At 37.5% G+C, this 18,617-nt stretch carries 20 protein-coding genes; all 20 read right to left on the minus strand.

Annotated features, from left to right (window positions below):
- Window positions 1-145: 145 nt before the first annotated feature.
- Entirely contained in the window at window positions 146-940 is a 795-nt protein-coding gene (locus EPJ89_RS02715; RefSeq protein WP_161636806.1) for an NUDIX domain-containing protein, read from the minus strand.
- Between the two features lie 58 nt (window positions 941-998).
- The gene (gene rplA / locus EPJ89_RS02720; RefSeq protein ID WP_161636807.1) at window positions 999-1,682 is read right to left on the minus strand and encodes a 50S ribosomal protein L1; all 684 of its coding nucleotides are present in this window, start codon (window positions 1,680-1,682) and stop codon (window positions 999-1,001) included.
- A 6-nt stretch (window positions 1,683-1,688) separates the two neighbouring features.
- Window positions 1,689-2,111 (minus strand): 50S ribosomal protein L11, encoded by a 423-nt coding sequence (gene rplK / locus EPJ89_RS02725; RefSeq protein WP_125163991.1) that lies wholly within the window; start codon window positions 2,109-2,111, stop codon window positions 1,689-1,691.
- Between the two features lie 144 nt (window positions 2,112-2,255).
- Window positions 2,256-2,678, minus strand: coding sequence for a GNAT family N-acetyltransferase (locus EPJ89_RS02730; protein WP_161636808.1), 423 nt, complete (start codon window positions 2,676-2,678; stop codon window positions 2,256-2,258).
- 87 nt (window positions 2,679-2,765) lie between these two features.
- Window positions 2,766-4,745, minus strand: a complete 1,980-nt coding sequence (gene tkt / locus EPJ89_RS02735; protein ID WP_207106281.1) for a transketolase — start codon at window positions 4,743-4,745, stop codon at window positions 2,766-2,768.
- Window positions 4,746-4,846: 101 nt separating this feature from the next.
- Window positions 4,847-6,514 (minus strand): phospho-sugar mutase, encoded by a 1,668-nt coding sequence (locus tag EPJ89_RS02740; RefSeq protein WP_200548944.1) that lies wholly within the window; start codon window positions 6,512-6,514, stop codon window positions 4,847-4,849.
- Between the two features lie 62 nt (window positions 6,515-6,576).
- A complete protein-coding gene (locus EPJ89_RS02745; protein WP_003774368.1) occupies window positions 6,577-6,843 on the minus strand; it encodes a phosphocarrier protein HPr in 267 nt (88 codons plus the stop codon).
- Between the two features lie 70 nt (window positions 6,844-6,913).
- Window positions 6,914-7,369: a 23S rRNA (pseudouridine(1915)-N(3))-methyltransferase RlmH gene (locus EPJ89_RS02750; protein WP_200548946.1), complete on the minus strand. Its 456-nt coding sequence runs from the start codon at window positions 7,367-7,369 to the stop codon at window positions 6,914-6,916.
- Window positions 7,366-8,469, minus strand: coding sequence for a S1C family serine protease (locus EPJ89_RS02755; RefSeq protein WP_125163986.1), 1,104 nt, complete (start codon window positions 8,467-8,469; stop codon window positions 7,366-7,368). The genes EPJ89_RS02750 and EPJ89_RS02755 overlap by 4 nt, the downstream gene beginning before the upstream one ends.
- Window positions 8,466-9,194 (minus strand): MBL fold metallo-hydrolase, encoded by a 729-nt coding sequence (locus EPJ89_RS02760; protein ID WP_125163985.1) that lies wholly within the window; start codon window positions 9,192-9,194, stop codon window positions 8,466-8,468. The genes EPJ89_RS02755 and EPJ89_RS02760 overlap by 4 nt, the downstream gene beginning before the upstream one ends.
- A 16-nt stretch (window positions 9,195-9,210) precedes the next feature.
- Window positions 9,211-10,746, minus strand: coding sequence for a M23 family metallopeptidase (locus EPJ89_RS02765; RefSeq protein WP_200542578.1), 1,536 nt, complete (start codon window positions 10,744-10,746; stop codon window positions 9,211-9,213).
- A 68-nt stretch (window positions 10,747-10,814) separates the two neighbouring features.
- A complete protein-coding gene (locus EPJ89_RS02770; RefSeq protein ID WP_125163983.1) occupies window positions 10,815-12,323 on the minus strand; it encodes a M23 family metallopeptidase in 1,509 nt (502 codons plus the stop codon).
- Between the two features lies 1 nt (window position 12,324).
- Window positions 12,325-13,695, minus strand: coding sequence for a replicative DNA helicase (gene dnaB / locus EPJ89_RS02775; RefSeq protein ID WP_125163982.1), 1,371 nt, complete (start codon window positions 13,693-13,695; stop codon window positions 12,325-12,327).
- 11 nt (window positions 13,696-13,706) lie between these two features.
- Complete coding sequence (rplI, locus tag EPJ89_RS02780) at window positions 13,707-14,153, minus strand: 50S ribosomal protein L9 (RefSeq protein WP_125163981.1); 447 nt, start codon at window positions 14,151-14,153, stop codon at window positions 13,707-13,709.
- 1 nt (window position 14,154) lies between these two features.
- Window positions 14,155-16,110 carry a DHH family phosphoesterase gene (locus tag EPJ89_RS02785; protein WP_161636813.1) on the minus strand — a complete coding sequence of 652 codons (1,956 nt, stop codon included), beginning with the start codon at window positions 16,108-16,110 and terminating at the stop codon, window positions 14,155-14,157.
- A gap of 46 nt (window positions 16,111-16,156) precedes the next feature.
- Entirely contained in the window at window positions 16,157-16,696 is a 540-nt protein-coding gene (locus EPJ89_RS02790) for a DUF2232 domain-containing protein (RefSeq protein ID WP_161636814.1), read from the minus strand.
- A 53-nt stretch (window positions 16,697-16,749) separates the two neighbouring features.
- Complete coding sequence (gene rpsR, locus EPJ89_RS02795) at window positions 16,750-16,983, minus strand: 30S ribosomal protein S18 (RefSeq protein WP_003774357.1); 234 nt, start codon at window positions 16,981-16,983, stop codon at window positions 16,750-16,752.
- Window positions 16,984-17,000: 17 nt separating this feature from the next.
- A complete protein-coding gene (ssb, locus tag EPJ89_RS02800) occupies window positions 17,001-17,474 on the minus strand; it encodes a single-stranded DNA-binding protein (RefSeq protein ID WP_125163979.1) in 474 nt (157 codons plus the stop codon).
- A 25-nt stretch (window positions 17,475-17,499) separates the two neighbouring features.
- Window positions 17,500-17,790, minus strand: coding sequence for a 30S ribosomal protein S6 (rpsF, locus tag EPJ89_RS02805; protein WP_018580287.1), 291 nt, complete (start codon window positions 17,788-17,790; stop codon window positions 17,500-17,502).
- 139 nt (window positions 17,791-17,929) lie between these two features.
- Window positions 17,930-18,568, minus strand: a complete 639-nt coding sequence (locus EPJ89_RS02810) for an IspD/TarI family cytidylyltransferase (protein WP_161636815.1) — start codon at window positions 18,566-18,568, stop codon at window positions 17,930-17,932.
- Window positions 18,569-18,617 lie beyond the last annotated feature (49 nt).

Below are 18,617 nucleotides of genomic sequence, written 5' to 3' on the forward strand. Positions count from 1 at the left end.
GAATATGTACATTATTTCAATTTTGAAAGACCTGCTTACTGTTTAAATTACAAAACCCCTATCCAATATAAAATGGATAAGGGTTTCTAGTTTTTTATTAATGTCTACTTTTGTTTGACAACTCCACCCTATATCTGCTGTCTTTTTACATGCTCTCAATGATATGTTTAACTTCAACCATCCCCATATCTAAGTCTTCAATGTCATCTTCGGATTTCCATACGAATCCTTGACCGGATGACTTAATGTTTTCTGAAAAATCACCCGACACTTCAAAAACAAGATTTAAATAATGGACGATTTTATTGTACTTTGGCAGTTCCACAATATCTTCCGCAATCCCTATGAAATATGAGTCATCGATATCATATCCAGATTCTTCTTTAACTTCACGTTCCAACGCTTGATAGATTGTTTCATTAAGTCGTTGACGACCACCAATTAAATTATGAGCATCATCGAAGAGAATTCCCTGATCTGAACGTATTACCGCACTTACTCGAAATGTAAACTCATGTCCGGTAGCGATCGCATAACTTAAATCCTTGGACTCCAAAGAACTCGGTTCTACGGTGCGATACTCATAAAAATCAAAATCCTCTGCATTAATCAATGGGAGCCACATCTCAGGATAATTTGCTTCTTGTACCACAGAGAAAGACGTATTTTCACTGAAACCTTCCACATCCGCAATCATGATAAAATTATGACCGTGACTACACTCAAATCCAAATGACTCTCCAAGACCGATAAATTCAAGATTTTCTATCGATTGATTAAGCGTTTCTTTAACCAAGCGCTTTGCGCAATCTTCAATGCGTTCTTTGTATCGTAAAACCCCTTGAATGGGTTTTTGGTTTTTATCAAATAAAAATTGATTGTTGTATTTAGTGAGAACTGTTACAAAAACACAGTATTCACTGTTAAATTTTAAGTCCATGGTTACTCCTTAATATAGAAAAACCGGTCTAAGACCGGTTTGTTTAATTTAACATAAATTAGTCGATTGAAACTTTGATTCCAGGACCCATTGATGTTGAGATTGTAAGGTTTTTAATAAAAGCACCCTTAACTGCAGCTGGACGTGATTTAAGAATTACGTCATGTAATGCGTTAAAGTTTTCTTCTAATGCTTCATCTGTAAATGATGATTTACCGATAATTGTATTGATGTTTGATTCTTTATCAACACGGTATTCGATTTTACCTTTTTTGATTTCTTCAACAGCTTTAGTAATGTCCATTGTTACTGTTCCAGTTTTAGGGTTTGGCATTAAACCTTTAGGTCCTAATACACGACCAAGTTTACCAAGTTCACCCATCATATCTGGTGTTGCAACGATAATATCAAACTCGAACCATCCTTTTTGGATTTCTTCAAGAATTTCTTTACCACCAACAAAATCTGCTCCAGCATCTTTTGCTTCTTGTTCCTTAGCACCTTGAGTTACAACCAATACCTTTTGTGAACGACCTGTTCCATTAGGTAATACCATAGCACCACGGATTTGTTGATCAGCATGACGAGGATCAACATTTAAACGGTATGAAACTTCAAATGTTTCATCGAATTTTGCGAAACTTGCTTCTTTTGCTAATTTGATTGCTTCAGAAATTGAGTAAACTTTTGAGCGATCCACTAATTCATTAGCTTTAACGACGTTTTTTGATTTTTTAGCCATTATACTCTAGTCCTCCATTCCTTCAATAGCAATACCCATATTACGTGCTGTACCAGCAACGATGTTCATAGCACCTTCGATGCTATTTGCATTTAAATCGGGCATTTTATATTCAGCAATTTCACGTAATTGATCTGCTGAGATTGTAGCAACAATGTTTGAATTTGGTGTTGCTGATCCACTCTTAACGCCAGCAGCTCTCTTTAATAAGATTGCAGCAGGTGTTGTTTTTAAGACAAAATCAAATGACTTGTCATCGTATACTGTAATTTCTACAGGAACGACATCTCCTGCACGTTCTCTACTTTGATCATTGAACGCAGTACAGAATTGAGGCATGTTAATACCAACACCAGCTAATGCAGGTCCTGGTTTAGCGCCACCGGCAGGGAATTGTAGTTTAACTACTCTTGCAACTTTTTTACTCACGAGACATTCCTCCTTATATGTGTTTGTCTGTGCTGTGGTTAAATGAATGGTTGCATCACTCTCCCACATAACAAAAGCCTTTTTATAGGCTTATATATTTTACATCTTACATCGGTCTAAGTCAAGTCTCTTAATGAGAGATCATTAAACTGTTTCTGGCCAAACCATGGTATGTTCGACAGGACTCTCGGGATGCGTTTCCACAACAACAAATCCTTCGCGTTTATAAAAGTTTTGTGCTTGTTTATTGTGATCATAAACATCAAGTGTGAGTTCATCATATCGCGTTTTTATATAATCAAGAAGTTGCTTACCAATTCCTTTGTTTCGATAATCTTTCAAAACAAAAATACCCGCAAGATAATAGCCCTCAGTCACACCTGCAAACCCTTGAATAACACCTTCTTCAACTGAAACATAGATGTTTGAATTCTCCATCATTTCTTTTACAGTATCATAATTGTCTGTCCAATAGGTGGCCTCCATAAAGGAATGAACCTCCAAGTTGCACTCCAACCATATTTTCATAACCTGTTCAATCTCGGGAATTTCCATATAACGTATCATCTAACATGCACCTCTTCTTTTTATGTTTATTATACCCTATCCTTTGAATAAAAAAAGATGTGAGACTTCCTCACATCTTAATCGTTATTATTTGATTACTGATTTTACAGTTTCAGATACATTTTCAACAGTAAATCCAAATGCTTCAAAGAGTTTTGGTGCTGGTGCAGAACCACCAAAGTGATCCAAGGTTACATACGCACCATCAAGTCCGATAAATTTACCCCAACTCATCGATGACCCTGCCTCTACAGCAACACGGGCACGAACGGATGAAGGAAGTACCGATTCTTGATATTCTTTGCTTTGCGCTTCAAAGAGTTCAATACATGGCATTGAAATAACACGAACACCGATGTTTTCTTTTTCTAATGACTCAGCTGCTTCAATTGCAAGTGAAACCTCAGATCCAGTAGCCATGATGATTGCATCAACCTTTTCCGCATCCTTCACAACATAACCACCCTTAAGTGCATCGGCACCTGTTAATTTAAGTTGTGGTAAGTTTTGACGTGAAAGAATCAGTCCAACTGGTGTTGTTTTTGATGTAAGTGCTAAAACCCAGCCGTATGCTGTTTCAGTAGCATCTGCAGGACGGAATGTATAGAAGTTCGGTAATGAACGTAACATTGTTAATTGTTCAACAGGTTCATGAGTTGGTCCATCTTCTCCAACGCCGATACTGTCATGCGTTAAAACGTAGGTTAGTGGCAAGTTCATAAGTGAACTTAAACGAGCCATTGGTTTTAGGAAGTCTGAGAACACGAAGAATGTTGCAACATATGCTTTAAGTCCACCATAGAGAACAATCCCATTTCCCATTGCAGCCATTGCATGTTCACGAATACCAAAATGAATATTACGTCCTGCAAAGTTTTGTGAAGAGAATGAATCTTCATCATTCATATGAGTCATGTTTGAAGGCGCTAAATCTGCAGACCCTCCAAAAATATTTGAATATTGATCTTTAAGACGGTTAATCATCATACCCGAAACACTGCGTGTTGCCATTGGCTTATCTTCAAATTCAAAAAGTGATTTATTTGCTGTGAGTTCTTCAACAGTAATATCTTTGAAATCTTGCTCTAATTGTTGTGCTAATTCTGGATACGTATTCTTATATGAATCCATCATTGCATTCCATGCTTCTTGTGCTTTTGCGCCTTCAGCTGCAATTGAACTAAAGTGTTCGTAAACTTCTTCGGGTACATAGAATGGTTCAAGACTTGGATAATTTACAAGTTCTTTAAATGTTTTGATACCTTCTTCACCGATTGGAGCACCGTGTGATGCGGCAGAACCTTCTTTAGGTGTTCCGAAACCAATTTTTGTTCGAATTTCAATAAATGAAGGTTTATCCAGATTTACTTTAGCTTCTATAATTGCAGCATTAATTGCTTCGATATCGTTACCATCTTCAACTACGAATGTATCAAACCCATAGGATTCATAACGTGCACAAACATCTTCATGGAATGAAAGATCTGTACTTCCTTCAATTGTAATGTTGTTTGAATCATAAAGAACAATCAAGCGACCTAAATTCATTGCTCCTGCATATGAGGAAGCTTCACTTGTAATTCCTTCCATCATACAACCATCACCTGAAATGACATAAGTGAAGTTATTGAAGACTTCAAAACCGTCTTTGTTATATTTTGCTGCAAGATGTTCTTGAGCCATTGCCATACCAACTGCTGTCGATAGACCCGCTCCTAAAGGACCTGTTGTAGCTTCAACGCCATCCGTATGACCATATTCTGGATGACCTGGTGTTAACGAGTTAAACTGACGGAAATTTTGTAAATCTTCTTTTGAAACATTATACCCAAATACATGGAGTAATGAGTAGAGCAGTGCCGAACCATGTCCTGCAGACAGAACAAAACGATCTCTGTTAATCCATTTTGGATCAGCAGGGTTAAAGTTCATATGGTTTGCCCAGACTGTGTATGCCATGGGTGCAGCACCTAAAGGCATCCCTGGATGACCAGAATTTGCTTTTTGAACTGCATCGACAGATAACACACGTAGTGTATTAACTGCTAAGTTTTCTATATTATTCATAATTTATATGTGCTCCTTCTTTTTCATATATAAGATACATGATTTTAACGAATATATCAATGTACCGTTTACGCCTTAAAAAGACATAGCACACTGTATTTTTAGTCGAGTTGCGCTATTTGATTAATGTCTTTTTTTAGTGCTTCAAATTTCAAGAGTGATTCTTCGATTGTTTTACCGACAACGCAATAGTAGAACTTGCATTTTGGTTCGGTTCCCGATGGACGAATTGCAATCCAAGAACCATCTTCAAGACTGTATTTAATAACGTTTGATTTTGGTAATGTTAACATCTCACCATTTGATCGTGTCGAAGTGAGATAGTCATCACGATATAGAACCTTAATTCCCGCAAACATTTCAATATTTGATTCTCTAAACGTTGTTAGTATTTCTTGAATACGATTTAAGCCTTCTTGTCCTGATAACGTAATCGCAACCTGCGTTTCATGATAAGCACCATGGCGGTCGTAAAGTCCGTTTAAAACATCTACAAGCGTCAACCCTTTGTTTTTATAGTAGTTTGCTGCCTCCGCAACCATCATACATGCTTGCAATGCATCTTTGTCACGTACAAAGTCCGCAATGAGGTAACCATAACTCTCTTCATATCCAAATACAAAATTGTAATCACCAACTTTATTGTGGTTTTCAATGCTATCACCAATATACTTAAATCCGGTTAATGTTTTCTCCACATTAACACCATATGCTTGCGCAATCTTTTCGCCTAGATCAGAAGTCACAACTGTATTAAACATAATTGGATTTTCGGGCATCGTTTCTTTTTCAATATGCGTAGCATAAATATATTCTTGGAGGATCGACCCACCTTGGTTCCCTGTAAGGTAAACATACGTATCTTGATGTTTAACTACAATCCCCATGCGGTCTGCATCCGGGTCACAACTCAACACGAGATCTGCATCATGGTTTTTCGCATATTCAACCGCGAGATCATAAGATGCTTTTTCTTCAGGGTTTGGTGTTTTAGTATCACTAAAATTAGGGTCATAATTACTTTGTTCAAGAACGGGTATAACATGATATCCTGCATCCGTTAGGATATCGGGTACAAGCGGATAAGATGTTCCGTGTTGAGATGTAAATACAACCGATAACGTCTTTTCTTCCTCAGGGCGTAATTGAATCGAATGAATTGCATCTTTATAGGTCTCATCAAAATCAGCTTCCATATATGTAATCATTGAACGATCACCTTGATTGATATCAACACATGTTTCATCCGGTTCCTCATTGATGAGCGTAATCACACGCGCAATCTTGTGATCCACCAATTGACAACCATTTTCATCATAGACTTTATAACCATTGTATTCTTTAGGGTTATGACTTGCTGTAATAACAATTCCCCCAACACAGTTTAAAGTTCTTACCGCAAACGATAACTCCGGTGTTGGTCGAGGTTGTGAGAAAATGTAACTTTTAATACCGTATGTGGACAATACCATTGCACTCACATCCGCGAATTCTTTAGACATATGACGGTTGTCATATGCAATCGCTATTTTTAATTCTTGATTTTTGAATGTCTCAACTAAGTATTTCGCAAATCCCACACTTGCTTTCGCTACCGTATAAACATTCATGCGGTTAGGTCCGATTCCTAATAATCCGCGCATTCCTGCAGTACCAAATTCTAATGACTTATAAAAAGCGTCCTGTTTTGTGCTTTCATCCATTGATTTCATTGCTTCCTCAATCCATGAATAATTGCGAGCCAACTCATTCCATCTATCTAATGACATAATTCCCTCCTGCATAAAAAAAATAGAAGATTCTCATCTTCTATTTTATTCTAATTATAAAATTAAGCAATTACTTTTTGTGCTTTTAGTACTTCTTCAATTGTAGCGATTGCATCATCTTGATCTTCGCCTTCAGCTGAAATAACGATTTCTGACTGAGTTGGAATTCCTAATGACATAACGCCCATGATTGATTTCATGTTTACAGCTTTACCTTTGTAGCTGATTTTGATTTCACTCTTGAATTTGCTTGCTGCATTTACTGCTACGGTTGCAGGACGTGCATGCAATCCAACAGGATCAATAACTGTTACTGTAATCTCTTTCATAAGTATAACCTCCTACTTTTCATTTCAATTTTATACTATTTTAAAGATTAATACAATGATTAGTCTTTTTTTACTTGTGATATGGATGATTTTTTGAAATCATAAAAAAACGGTACACTTGTTCGTACAACATGAGTCGTACAAGTTGGTGCGGAAATGTAAGGTTTGAAATCTTCCATCGATAGTTCGCACGATCTCGAATCGCTTGGTTCACACCATGAGAACCTCCGATGATAAAGATGATTGGTTTTCCCATATCAATCAGGTCAATTATTTTCTCACCCATTGATACAGAATCCAAATCTTTACCCTTTAAGTCCATAAGAATCACGTAATCACGATCATCAATTTTTTCCATAATACGCTGACATTCATCTTCGATGATGCTTGTAATATCCGTTTTATTGGAATTCGGAAGTTCAACCATCTCAACGGCATGAATGGGTTTAAGACGTTTTTCAAACTCTTGGATCAGTGCTTGCATTGGTTTCTCTTTTATTTTTCCAATTGCGATTATTTTAATCACTGCAATGTTACCTCTACCTCATGTGTTGCGCCATTTCGATTTATGGTGAGTTTAACAGCATCGCCCACTTTATGTGTATAAAGTTCGCGTCTAAATTCTCGATAACTCGAAATAGCTTTGTCATTAATGTGAGTTAAGATGTCACCCTCTTTAATATCTGCTTTTCGGGCTGGGCCATTTTGTGTTAATTCCGCAATAAAGACGCCGGCACTTACATCCGCAGGCACTTTATAGTAATTTCTTAGGAATGGATTCATTTCTGAAACGGAAACACCCGAAATTCCGATCACGGGATATTGAACCTTACCTGTTTCTTCAATTTGTTTAATGATTGGAACCACTTCATTGATTGGAATCGAGAATCCCATCCCCTCAACTTGAGCCGAAGAAAGTTTCATTGAATTAATACCAATTAATTCGCCATTCATATTCACAAGGGCACCACCACTATTTCCCGGGTTAATTGCGGCATCTGTTTGCATAACAACCATATCCCAATCTGGATTACGATCACCATTTAAATCTACCGGAACTTTTCGGTCTTTACCCGAAATAACGCCGAACGTTACTGAGTTTGCGAATTCCAAATCGACGGGACTTCCGATTGCAAGTACAAATTCCCCTACTTTAACAACCGATGAATCTCCAAGTTTCATGGGTTTTACGTCCGATTCGGTTTCTACCTGAAGCAATGCGAGATCGGTAAATGGATCTGATCCTAACAATTTCGCTTCGACTTTTTCACCATTAGAGAACTGAACATAAAACTGTTCCCCTTTTTCCGTTACATGATTGTTGGTAATGATATGAATTTTACCACCCTCATTTTTGTATACAACTCCAGATCCACTACCCGCCAGTTGTCCACCTTGAACATTTAAGACACTCACTACTTGGTCGCGAACATTCTCAACGACTTTTGTTGGATCTGTTTCAAATTCTGTGACAACTTTCTCAACAGTTTTTCCATCTTCTGTCTTTTCTGTGACTGTAGGGCGATTGTTTAAATCATACACTTGGTATGTTAAAAATCCATTCCAAGCAAGTAAAATAACTAAAATTCCGATAAATGTGTTTTTAAAGCCTTGGTCTTTTTTCATATTTGATATCCTCCAATTACAATTTCAAATTGTTTAGCGACATTGAATTCAATCCCCTCATTATCAACTAATTCACGAACTGTTGATAGGGCTAAATATTCATCATTAGCTTCCGAACTAAGATGGGCTAGTAAAATTTCCTTTGTTTTTTCCGAAACAACTTTTGATAACAGAACACCCGCTTCTTCATTTGACAAGTGACCTGTATCCGATAAAATACGACGCTTTATGGCATAAGGACGATTGGTTTGCATTAACAATTCAGGATCGTGGTTACTCTCTAGTATGTAGTAATCTGCATCACGAATCAGTTCAAAATCTTGTTCTCGAATATATCCTGTATCAGTAATATAAACAAGTTTTCGATGTCCATCATCCACAATATAGCCAACTGAATCATCCGCATCGTGAGATGTTTTCACGGCTGTAATTACGAATGGTCCAACGTGATAATTTGTATACGGTTCAACTCTGATATGATTGAACACAATATCAGAAGGACAGTAGATTTGATGGTGTGAAAAATGTTTAAGCTGACTTGTATGATCGCTATGATCATGCGTAATCAACACACAATCTACATCATCAAATGTTAGTTCAAGTGATTCAAAACTTTGCTTAAGATAACGCTTGGTGGTTCCACAATCAATCATAATTCGAACCCCTTGCGATTCCACAAGACAGCAATTCCCTTTAGATCCACTTGCAAGCATTGAATATTTCATAAACATCTTCCTTTATCTAACATCCCATAACAGAGCATGGGTCCACCCGCACGCCATGATAACGGAATTCTAAATGAACATGAGGACCATAAGTCGTTCCCGTCATACCCATATAGCCAATATTATCTCCGCGCTTTACAAGATCTCCAACATTAAAGTATGGTCCGGTAGCCATATGTGCATAAAGTGTTGTATAGCCGTTACCATGATCAATTACGATATGGTTTCCCCAGCCACTTCCACAGCCATAATTCCCTTCGAAACAACCACTTACCGTCTCCGAGACAACACCACGGTCAACCGCATAGATTGGACCAAATCCTCCACCATTAAGTACGAAATCTGTTCCATTGTGATTGTAATAACAGGAATTTCCGTATACACAAGAGATATTCGCGTTATCTAATGGCCAACGATAGTTACCCGATCCAATACGCGGTTCAACTTTAGTTCCATAACGGATTTTTCCACGAATTGGCTCTTTGGTCATTTGAGTCCGAATTTCTTCTGAAGACTTCGGAGCACCATTCACAATAACATCTTCATAAACCACATCTCGTTTACCATTTTGTTCCACAACATCCACAACTTCTTTCCCTTCCGATAATTCCGGGTCCGATTCATAGATGGTCGACTCGGGATAAACAACTTCTGAAGTCATTCGTTCGCGAGTAATTTTAACGGTAAATGGAGAATTAAACTTACTTACTCGAAGTTTTGATCCAACTTCAAGTACTTGGTTTACGTCTTTAATTATATCACTATTTATATATTTTATTTGATTTGCATCCATACCTTTATGCCAAGCAATCCCTGCAATTGTGTCATAAGGCTGAACTTCATAAATTTCAACTTTAGGATTATATCCATAACTTAAAAAGGTTAATACATCACTTTCATTCATAAGAATGTTTTCTTTTGACGTTAGTCCTTTGCTTATTTGAACCGTCTCTTCAACTTCCACATTGACATCGTGAGTTCCATAATCTTTGATACTTTCGATTTTATGGTTGTTTTTCATCGCTTCAAAAGTTTTCTCATCCGTAAAGTTTCGGATAAAGGTATCACGCGCTTTGTTGAAGTCATCAATATTCTTGACATAAATAATCGCACCATTTGAGAACTTCACTTGATTTACTTCAATCGCAAATAATTTTTCATCATAGAGATATTGAAAGATTTCATCATCACGATCTTCATAGTGATTAAAACTTAGCTCTTTAACCAGAATTAGATCATCAATAAACCCTAATTTTGAATCCGGAAATTCCGCTTTATATTCTTCTTCATATACTTTGTCAAACATCTTATTAAGTTTAGAGCCATCGCTGATAATCCCCACTAGTTTATTATCGCGATACAGTTTTGTAACCTCAATTGGTTTGTCGGACTTCCCTTGAGCCGCTTGTGGGAAAATTGATGTAGATGTATCGGTTAATTTGTATAAATCCACAACACTCGCATTCGCACTCACAGTTTCGATTGCATACGCAATAAGTACTGAGACTACAAAAGTTATCAGGATTAATTTCAGTTCTTTATGTTGTTTCATTAAACCAACTCCTTTTGGAAAGCACAAACGAGACCGTAATCTCGTTTATACTTCGATTTGATTAAGCCTTAACAGCCAATAACACCACATGCATCAACACGTGTTCCTCCACCTACAATAATTTCGAGGTGAACGTGTGGATAACTTGTTCGACCCGTCATACCAACATAACCAATGTTTTCACCCTTCGCAACCGTTTGGCCTGCTTGGAAATATCCTGGGCTTGCCATATGCGCGTAGAGGGAACGGTATCCGTTACCATGGTCAATAACAATATAATTACCCCATCCACCTGGATCATAGGAGTTTGTAGTTACAACACCACGGTCAATCGCATAAATTGGACCATATCCACTACCGTGTGTCGAGAAGTCAGTACCCGAGTGATTTGGATAACAACCATATCCACAGAGGACATAGGCATTGTCTAATGGCCAACGCCAAGCTCCACTACCTACTTTTGGTTCAACTTTAGTTCCATAACGAATGACACCACGAACTGGTTTCTTAGTTTCTTTACTTGAAATTTCTTTCGTTGAGATGGATGCACCATTTTCATAAACGTCTTCGTAAATAACATCTCGTGCACCATTTTGTTCCACAACGTCCACAACTTCTTTTCCTTCTGCAAGTTCTGGATCAGATTGATATACCGTTTTTTCAGGATAAACGGGTTCCGTCGTCATACGTTGTTTTGTTACGGTAACGGTAAATGGTGAGTCAAACTTACTTACTCGTAGTTCCGAACCGACTTCAAGCACTTGATTTACGTCTTTAATTTTATCAGCATTGATGGACTGAATTTGATTTACGTTCATTCCACTATGGTATGCAATACCTTCTAATGTATCAAACGGCTTAATTTTATACGTTTCAACTTTAGGATTATACCCATAACTAAGGAACGTAAGAATTTCCGTTTCATCTTTTAAAATCTTATCTTTCGTTGCCAGACCCCGCGTTACTTTAACGGTTTCTTTAACTTTTACATCGATGTCCTTCGTTCCATAATCGGTAATCGCTGGAATTTTTTTATTGTTTTTAATGGCATCAAATGTGCTTTCACTGGTAAAGTTCTGGATAAATTTATCGCGCGCCGAATCAAAATCTTCGGAGTTTTTTACGTAGATAATGGCTCCATTTGAAAATGTTACCTTATTTGCTTCAATCGCAAATAAATTTTCTTTATAAAGGTAGTCAAAAATATCATTATCGCGATCTTCATAAATATTAAAACTCATCTCATCGACTTGAATCAAGTCATCAATAAATCCAAGCTTTGAGTCTGGAAATTCTTCTTTATATTCATTTTCATATACTTCATCGAACATTTTTTGTAAGCGTGTTGAATCTTTAATAACGCCGACAAGTTTCTGTTCACGATAAAGTTTTGTAATAACCACTGGATTATCATTTACAGTAACTACTTCTTGAGGAAAAATCGCGGATGACGAATCGATTGCTTCATACGCGGTTTTTATTTCTGTTGCGGAAGTTGGCGACTTGTAAAGGTAACCCAATCCAATCGCAAAAAGAAATGCAACGGATATCATAATGAGGTTTTTATGTTTTTTCATATTACAATCTACCTCCTTCTCCGGCTACTCCATAAAATTTACTGATGGAAGCATTGAACATAAGGGTAATATCTGCCAATGCACCATTACGGTGTTTCGCCATTTTAAGTAATACTTCTTGTTGTTCTGGTTTTGGCATTTGAGGTGCGTCGTCATCCTCGCCTTCACGATCTTTATAGTAATCTTCTCGATATAAGAACATAACAATATCCGCATCTTGTTCAATTGAACCGGATTCACGTAAATCACTCAATTGAGGAATTTTACTGTCTCGTCGTTCTACTAAACGTGATAACTGAGACAGAGCAATAACTGGACAATCCATCTCACGAGCTAATTGTTTCAGTCCACGGGAAATTTCAGATACTTCTTGTTGACGGGATTCGGTTTTACCGCGTCCTGTAATTAACTGAATATAGTCAATTACAATCATATCGAGATTTCCTTCAGCTTTAAGTTTTCGACACTTCGAAAAGATTTCTGGAACGGTGATTGTTGAGCTATCATCAATAAAAATATTCAGTTTCGATAGAACATTCGCGCCAGCATAAACATTATTGAGTTGTTCATCATTGAGGTTGCCGGTTCGTAAATACTCACTTTTAACGGAAGATTGAGCACTTAACATCCGAGATATCAAATGTGTTGCAGGCATCTCAAGAGAAAAGATTGCCATACCTGCTTTTTCATCTTTGTTATGACGTGCAGCATTCAATGCCAGGTTCAACGCAAAAGCGGTTTTCCCTACAGAGGGACGCGCCGCCAAGATGATTAGGTCACCCCGTTGTAATCCATTGGTGACATTGTCCAAATGACTGTAATTTGTTTTCAAACCTGTAATACGATCATGATTATCACGAATACGATTTAGATTGTCGATTACTTCTCGTACAACATCACGACTTTGTTGCATCTCAGTCGTTCGACGGACACGCGTTACTTCTAAAATCCTCTGTTCTGCTTCATCAAGGAGTGCGGTAAGTTCTGTTGTAGAGTCAAACCCTTTTTCAGCGATAGACTGCCCAACATCGATAAGACGTCGCATCTGTGCTTTTTCTTGAACTACTTCGATATAATGCTTCACACTTGCTGGTGTCGCACTGTTTTCCGTAAGGGCAAATAAGTATTCAACACCACCTACACTATCAATTTCATGTTGATCTTTTAATCGTGTTATTAAAGTCGTCGCATCTAAAACACGACCACGTTCAATAATTTCCAACATATGAGAAAATATTCTTTGGTGCTCGGTATTATAAAAGTCATCGACTTGCATGTCATATTCTTCGACAACTGCAACAGACTCTGGAAACACCAATAGTGTTCCTAAAAGTGCCATCTCCGCGTCTTGACTGTAAGGCAATTTACGCATAGTTCCTCCTTTTATTCAGCAATTAATTTAACATGGATTTCTCCGGTTACATCTCCATACAATGTTGCTTGGATACGGTTCGATCCTAAATGAGTAATTGGACCATTTGGTTTAAATTTACGCTTATCTACTTTGATTTTGTGTTCTTTCTTCAATGCATCCTCTACTTGTTTTGTGGATACAGATCCAAATACACGACCCCCTTCACCCACTTTTACTTTAAATTCTAAAGTGATTTTTTCAAGTTCTTTTGCGAGTTCTTTCGCTTTTTCAATCTCTGCTTGCACTTCTGCAGCATGTTCTTTTTTTTGGTGGTCTAAAATTTCACGACTTTGATCACTTGCCATAACTGCAAGTTTATTGGGTAATAAAAAATTACGTGCATAACCGTCGGCTACCTCAACAATATCATTCTTCTTACCTACTTTTTTAACATCTTTTAATAGAATCAACTTCATATTATTCACTTTCCTCTCTTACATTTTCTATAGCTTTTTTCAACGATTCCACTACTTCATGAATCGACTGTCCTTTAATTTGAGCCGCGGCACCCGTAAAGTGTCCACCACCACCAAGGCGTTCCATCACAACTTGAACGTTAAGTTCTCCTTTTGAACGCGATGAGATGGCCACAATGTCTTCATCAACATAAGCAACCACAAATGAAGCCTCAACCTCTTTAACCGTGAGAATTTCATCAGCCGCTTGTGACATGAGTGGCCGTGGTAATAACTCATCTTTATAGGCCGCAATCACATAGTAATCATCGAAAAATTCACATTTGCTTAATACTTTATTCTTCATTTCAAAACTTTCATATTCATCTCGAAGCATGTTCTCAACTTCCATTAAGTCAGCGCCATATTTTCGTAACTCAGCAGCTGCTTGGAATGTTCGACTTCCACTTCGATTTCTAAATCGATTTGTATCAATCAACATCCCCGTATACATAAAGGTTGCTTCCAACTTTGAAATAACAACATTTCGACGGTGATATGGGAACAACTCAACAATTAGCTCACTTGCAGATGACGCGGAAGATTCAATATATGTTAGTGTTGGTTTAAACTTGAAATCACCCGTACGACGATGATGATCAATCACCACAATCGTTTCTGCTTTATCCACTAAATCCGGAAATTGACATTGTTGTAAGGAATGATGGTCTACCATAATAAGTAATGTATTGGGCCCAATAAGTTCACGCGCCTTTTCATGTGTTACTAAATTGTGATCCTTCTCAAATTCTTCACGATGCTTTCGAATTCCGCCTGCAAGATTAACCTCAGTGTCCTCTAAATCAATCACAATAGATGCTTCTTTATTGTAAACTGAAACAATTGATGAGACACCCAAGGCACTACCGAAGCAATCAAAATCCATCATGCGGTGTCCTACAATTACGACATTACTGGATTCTAAAATATGTTCACCGAGGTTTTGAGCCATGACCCGTACACGAACCTTACTTCGTTTCTCCACAGCTTCAGTATTCCCACCAAAGTATCGCATTACTTCATTTTTAGTATTAATTGCAACCTGGTCACCACCACGACTCTGTGCCATTTCAAGTGCTTTATTCGACATATCTTCTAAATCTTTAAAATTATCACTGTGTCGTGCAAAAGCCAATGACAAGGTAATGCTTGCGTCAATTTTTGTAGCTTGTTTTCGAATTTCATTCACAATCGAGAATCGTTCACTCTCAAGTCGCTGAAACACTTGCTCATTGAGTACTAAAAGATAACGGTCTGGTCGAATACGACGCACAAACATCTCATGATTATCCGCCCATCGCACAACAGCCTGACGAATGTTTGAATCAATAAAGGCAATCGTTTGTTCTTCTTCGTACTGTGTTGTTTCTTCATAATTATCAAGATGGGCAATTCCCAATACAACTTGGTTATTTTTATTAATAATTTCAAGTTCATTCAATTCGGTAACATCTTTAAAGAAAACGATGTTTTTCTGACCCATTGTTGATGCTTCAAAAACATGCGAATCAAAACGAATTGTCATGGTTTCTTGATTTCCTTTTATTATTTTCACAATTGATGGAAAAATATCGGTAACCAATTCTCCCGTTCCGAGAATATTAAGTTCATCAAAAAGTTCACTCATCCACGTTATTGTATTTTGATCATCAAGCGTAATAATCCCCATATTTGCATACTCAAAAGCGTACCGTGCTTCCTGACCTAATACATCCGCAACAGAGATAACACGCTCCTTACGACTTGTAATCGCGGTTGCAAAGATATAAAAGATAATCGCAAAATCAATCACAAGGAAAATGTATTGAACAACATATAAGTATTTATTAATAAAAACATGGAAAAAGAAGAGGACCACCAATTGGGTCAAAGTTAAAATCATTAAACGTGTTTTAAGAGTCTCAAATCGATTTGACATAATAAACCCCCTAGGTTTTCACCCTAAATTTTATCACAAAATAACACTATTTTCTATTGCGATGTAACATCACTAAAACGATGTCCGAACTCGTTTTAATAATAAAGAGCTCCATAGCCATTGTAAACAGAACCATACCGATGGAAATCCCATAAAGCACCCATGAATTGTGAACATTTAGTATTCCTTTCACAGATTGTATGATTTCTTGAAAATCCATACCGAATGCAGGTCCAAAATATCGAATCATTATAAAGTAAAACAATGCAATAACCGCTCCCATAACAAGATAACTCCGCGATGGGGAGGCATTCTTTTTCATACAGTAAACATACGCTAAGCCTACGGCACCATAACCCGCCATCATTAAAACAGTTGAGAAAAGCCCAGACATAATAACCGCCATAATGATACATGAGAGATAGACAACGAAGGCATCCGACCACTCACAATACGAACCATAAACAATTAAAGGCAGCGCAAGAAACGTCATAAAAAAACCTGCAGTTATACGATCAAAAAATAAAATAATACCTGTTAAAGCAACAGTCATTGCGCCATAAGTAAGACTCAATGTTTTCTTCATAATAGTATCCTCCATAAAGTAAAAACCTCTCGTTAGAGAGGCTTTTGTATATCTTAGTTATCTGATACGTATGGTAATAAAGCCATTTGACGAGCACGTTTAATAGCTGTTGCTAATGGACGTTGGTATTTAGCTTTTGTACCTGTAACACGTCTAGGAATAATTTTACCATTTGCTGAGATAAAGCGTTTTAGTAATTCCACATCTTTGTAATCGATTGTTTTTACGTTATTTTTTGTAAAATAGCAAACTTTACGACGTGGTCCACGGAATTTTCTGAATGACATAACAAATCTCCTTTCGATTAGAATGGAAGATCGTCACTGGTTATATCGAGAACAGGTTCATCATCCATTGAGAATGATGGTTCAGGATCTGGTTGATATGAAGGTGTATAACTTGATCCACCTTGATTTCCGCCTTGATTCTGATATTGACCTTGGCTTGCGCCTTGTTCTTGACGTTGCGCGCGGGATTCAAGTGACTGAAGTGTATCCACAACTACCTCTTGAACATACACACGTTTGCCAGTAGCATCTTCGTATGATCTCGATTGAATTCGACCTTCTAGCCCTACTAAAGCACCCTTTAGCAAGTAATTCGCCATGAAATCAGCTGTATGATTCCAAGCCACACAGTTAATGAAATCAGTTTCATCTTGTTGACCGAAGCGGCGGTTGCACGCTACAGTAAATGATACGACTGATTTACCTGTTTGTGTTTTACGAAGTTCTGGATCTCGAGTTAAACGACCCACTAATATAGTGCGATTAATCATAAATAATCACCCCTTGTGTTTTTGATTAGATTTCGTCTTGACGTACGATCATGTGACGGATTACATCGTTATTGATTCGTGTTAAACGGTTAAATTCATTAACTGCTTCGTCACCTGATGTAAATTGAGTTACTACATAGTAACCTTTTTTGAAGTCTTCAATTTCGTATGCTAGTTCACGTAAACCCCATTCATTAACATCATCAATTGTTGCTCCGTTATCTGTTAAGATAGCGTGTAATTTAGCAATAACTGCTGTACGAGCTTCCTCGTCTAATGTAGGTTTCACGATGTACATTACTTCATATTTGCGCATTTGTACACCTCCTTCTGGTCTATGGCTCTTTCGAGCAAGGATATTTTTTTATATTTTATCCGTTCTTCATTATACCAAACAAAAAGGTCTATGTAAACCTATTCCGTCATCACTAAATAAGTTTCACAGACCTAATGTCCTAATCTTCTTTTTTAAGTATAAATCGACGATTTCGCGAATCGCCCGCTTCAACTGCAATCTTAACGTCTGAGAATGCGGAGACAACTTCTGAATCATCCATAAACGTTCCACCCGATCGATTTGCTTTCGCATAACAACTCAAAATAAATGAAGTGTGATATGCCTGTGGTGTTTGGGTTTGAATGAAAGAATCTGTATCAACTGTTGACTCAATATAACCATCTACAACTCGGCACATGCGGCTGGTAGGAGGTAACCCGAGTACACATGCTTTTTCAGTTTGCATACGCACAAGAAGTTTATCAATTAAACCTTGACGCAACCATGGACGTACTCCATCATGAATCAAAACAACATCTTCAGAGACGGCTGTTAGACCAATTAGCACACTCTCTTGACGTGTTTTCCCACCTTTAACATAAACAATTTTACCGCTTCCATTCGATTTCACAACACGTGTCATATCGGCAGAACTCGCAACAATTACGACTTGTTTACATTGCGTGTCATGCATAAACACGGAAATTGTCTGACCTAAAACACTTTTAGAGTCATTAAATGAGGCAAGTGCTTTTGCGTAACTTGCACCCTCTGCTGCTTTTTTTCCAGCGGCAACAATTAATACTGAATAATCCATAAGTCACCTCTTCTTTTTTAGTATTCTAACATATCACACGCTCGGATTA

It is taken from the genome of Erysipelothrix sp. strain 2 (EsS2-6-Brazil), from assembly GCF_016617625.1.
Classification (GTDB): domain Bacteria; phylum Bacillota_I; class Bacilli_A; order Erysipelotrichales; family Erysipelotrichaceae; genus Erysipelothrix; species Erysipelothrix piscisicarius.

Excerpts from the sequence above, each read along its gene's own strand:
- EPJ89_RS02715 (WP_161636806.1), bottom strand. The coding sequence starts at position 940 with ATGGACTTAAAATTTAACAGTGAATACTGTGTTTTTGTAACAGTTCTC.
- rplA (WP_161636807.1), bottom strand. The coding sequence starts at position 1,682 with ATGGCTAAAAAATCAAAAAACGTCGTTAAAGCTAATGAATTAGTGGAT.
- EPJ89_RS02730 (WP_161636808.1), bottom strand. The coding sequence starts at position 2,678 with ATGATACGTTATATGGAAATTCCCGAGATTGAACAGGTTATGAAAATA.
- tkt (WP_207106281.1), bottom strand. The coding sequence starts at position 4,745 with ATGAATAATATAGAAAACTTAGCAGTTAATACACTACGTGTGTTATCT.
- EPJ89_RS02740 (WP_200548944.1), bottom strand. The coding sequence starts at position 6,514 with ATGTCATTAGATAGATGGAATGAGTTGGCTCGCAATTATTCATGGATT.
- EPJ89_RS02745 (WP_003774368.1), bottom strand. The coding sequence starts at position 6,843 with ATGAAAGAGATTACAGTAACAGTTATTGATCCTGTTGGATTGCATGCA.
- EPJ89_RS02755 (WP_125163986.1), bottom strand. The coding sequence starts at position 8,469 with ATGAAAAAAGACCAAGGCTTTAAAAACACATTTATCGGAATTTTAGTT.
- EPJ89_RS02760 (WP_125163985.1), bottom strand. The coding sequence starts at position 9,194 with ATGAAATATTCAATGCTTGCAAGTGGATCTAAAGGGAATTGCTGTCTT.
- EPJ89_RS02765 (WP_200542578.1), bottom strand. The coding sequence starts at position 10,746 with ATGAAACAACATAAAGAACTGAAATTAATCCTGATAACTTTTGTAGTC.
- EPJ89_RS02770 (WP_125163983.1), bottom strand. The coding sequence starts at position 12,323 with ATGAAAAAACATAAAAACCTCATTATGATATCCGTTGCATTTCTTTTT.
- dnaB (WP_125163982.1), bottom strand. The coding sequence starts at position 13,695 with ATGCGTAAATTGCCTTACAGTCAAGACGCGGAGATGGCACTTTTAGGA.
- rplI (WP_125163981.1), bottom strand. The coding sequence starts at position 14,153 with ATGAAGTTGATTCTATTAAAAGATGTTAAAAAAGTAGGTAAGAAGAAT.
- EPJ89_RS02785 (WP_161636813.1), bottom strand. The coding sequence starts at position 16,110 with ATGTCAAATCGATTTGAGACTCTTAAAACACGTTTAATGATTTTAACT.
- EPJ89_RS02790 (WP_161636814.1), bottom strand. The coding sequence starts at position 16,696 with ATGAAGAAAACATTGAGTCTTACTTATGGCGCAATGACTGTTGCTTTA.
- rpsR (WP_003774357.1), bottom strand. The coding sequence starts at position 16,983 with ATGTCATTCAGAAAATTCCGTGGACCACGTCGTAAAGTTTGCTATTTT.
- ssb (WP_125163979.1), bottom strand. The coding sequence starts at position 17,474 with ATGATTAATCGCACTATATTAGTGGGTCGTTTAACTCGAGATCCAGAA.
- rpsF (WP_018580287.1), bottom strand. The coding sequence starts at position 17,790 with ATGCGCAAATATGAAGTAATGTACATCGTGAAACCTACATTAGACGAG.
- EPJ89_RS02810 (WP_161636815.1), bottom strand. The coding sequence starts at position 18,568 with ATGGATTATTCAGTATTAATTGTTGCCGCTGGAAAAAAAGCAGCAGAG.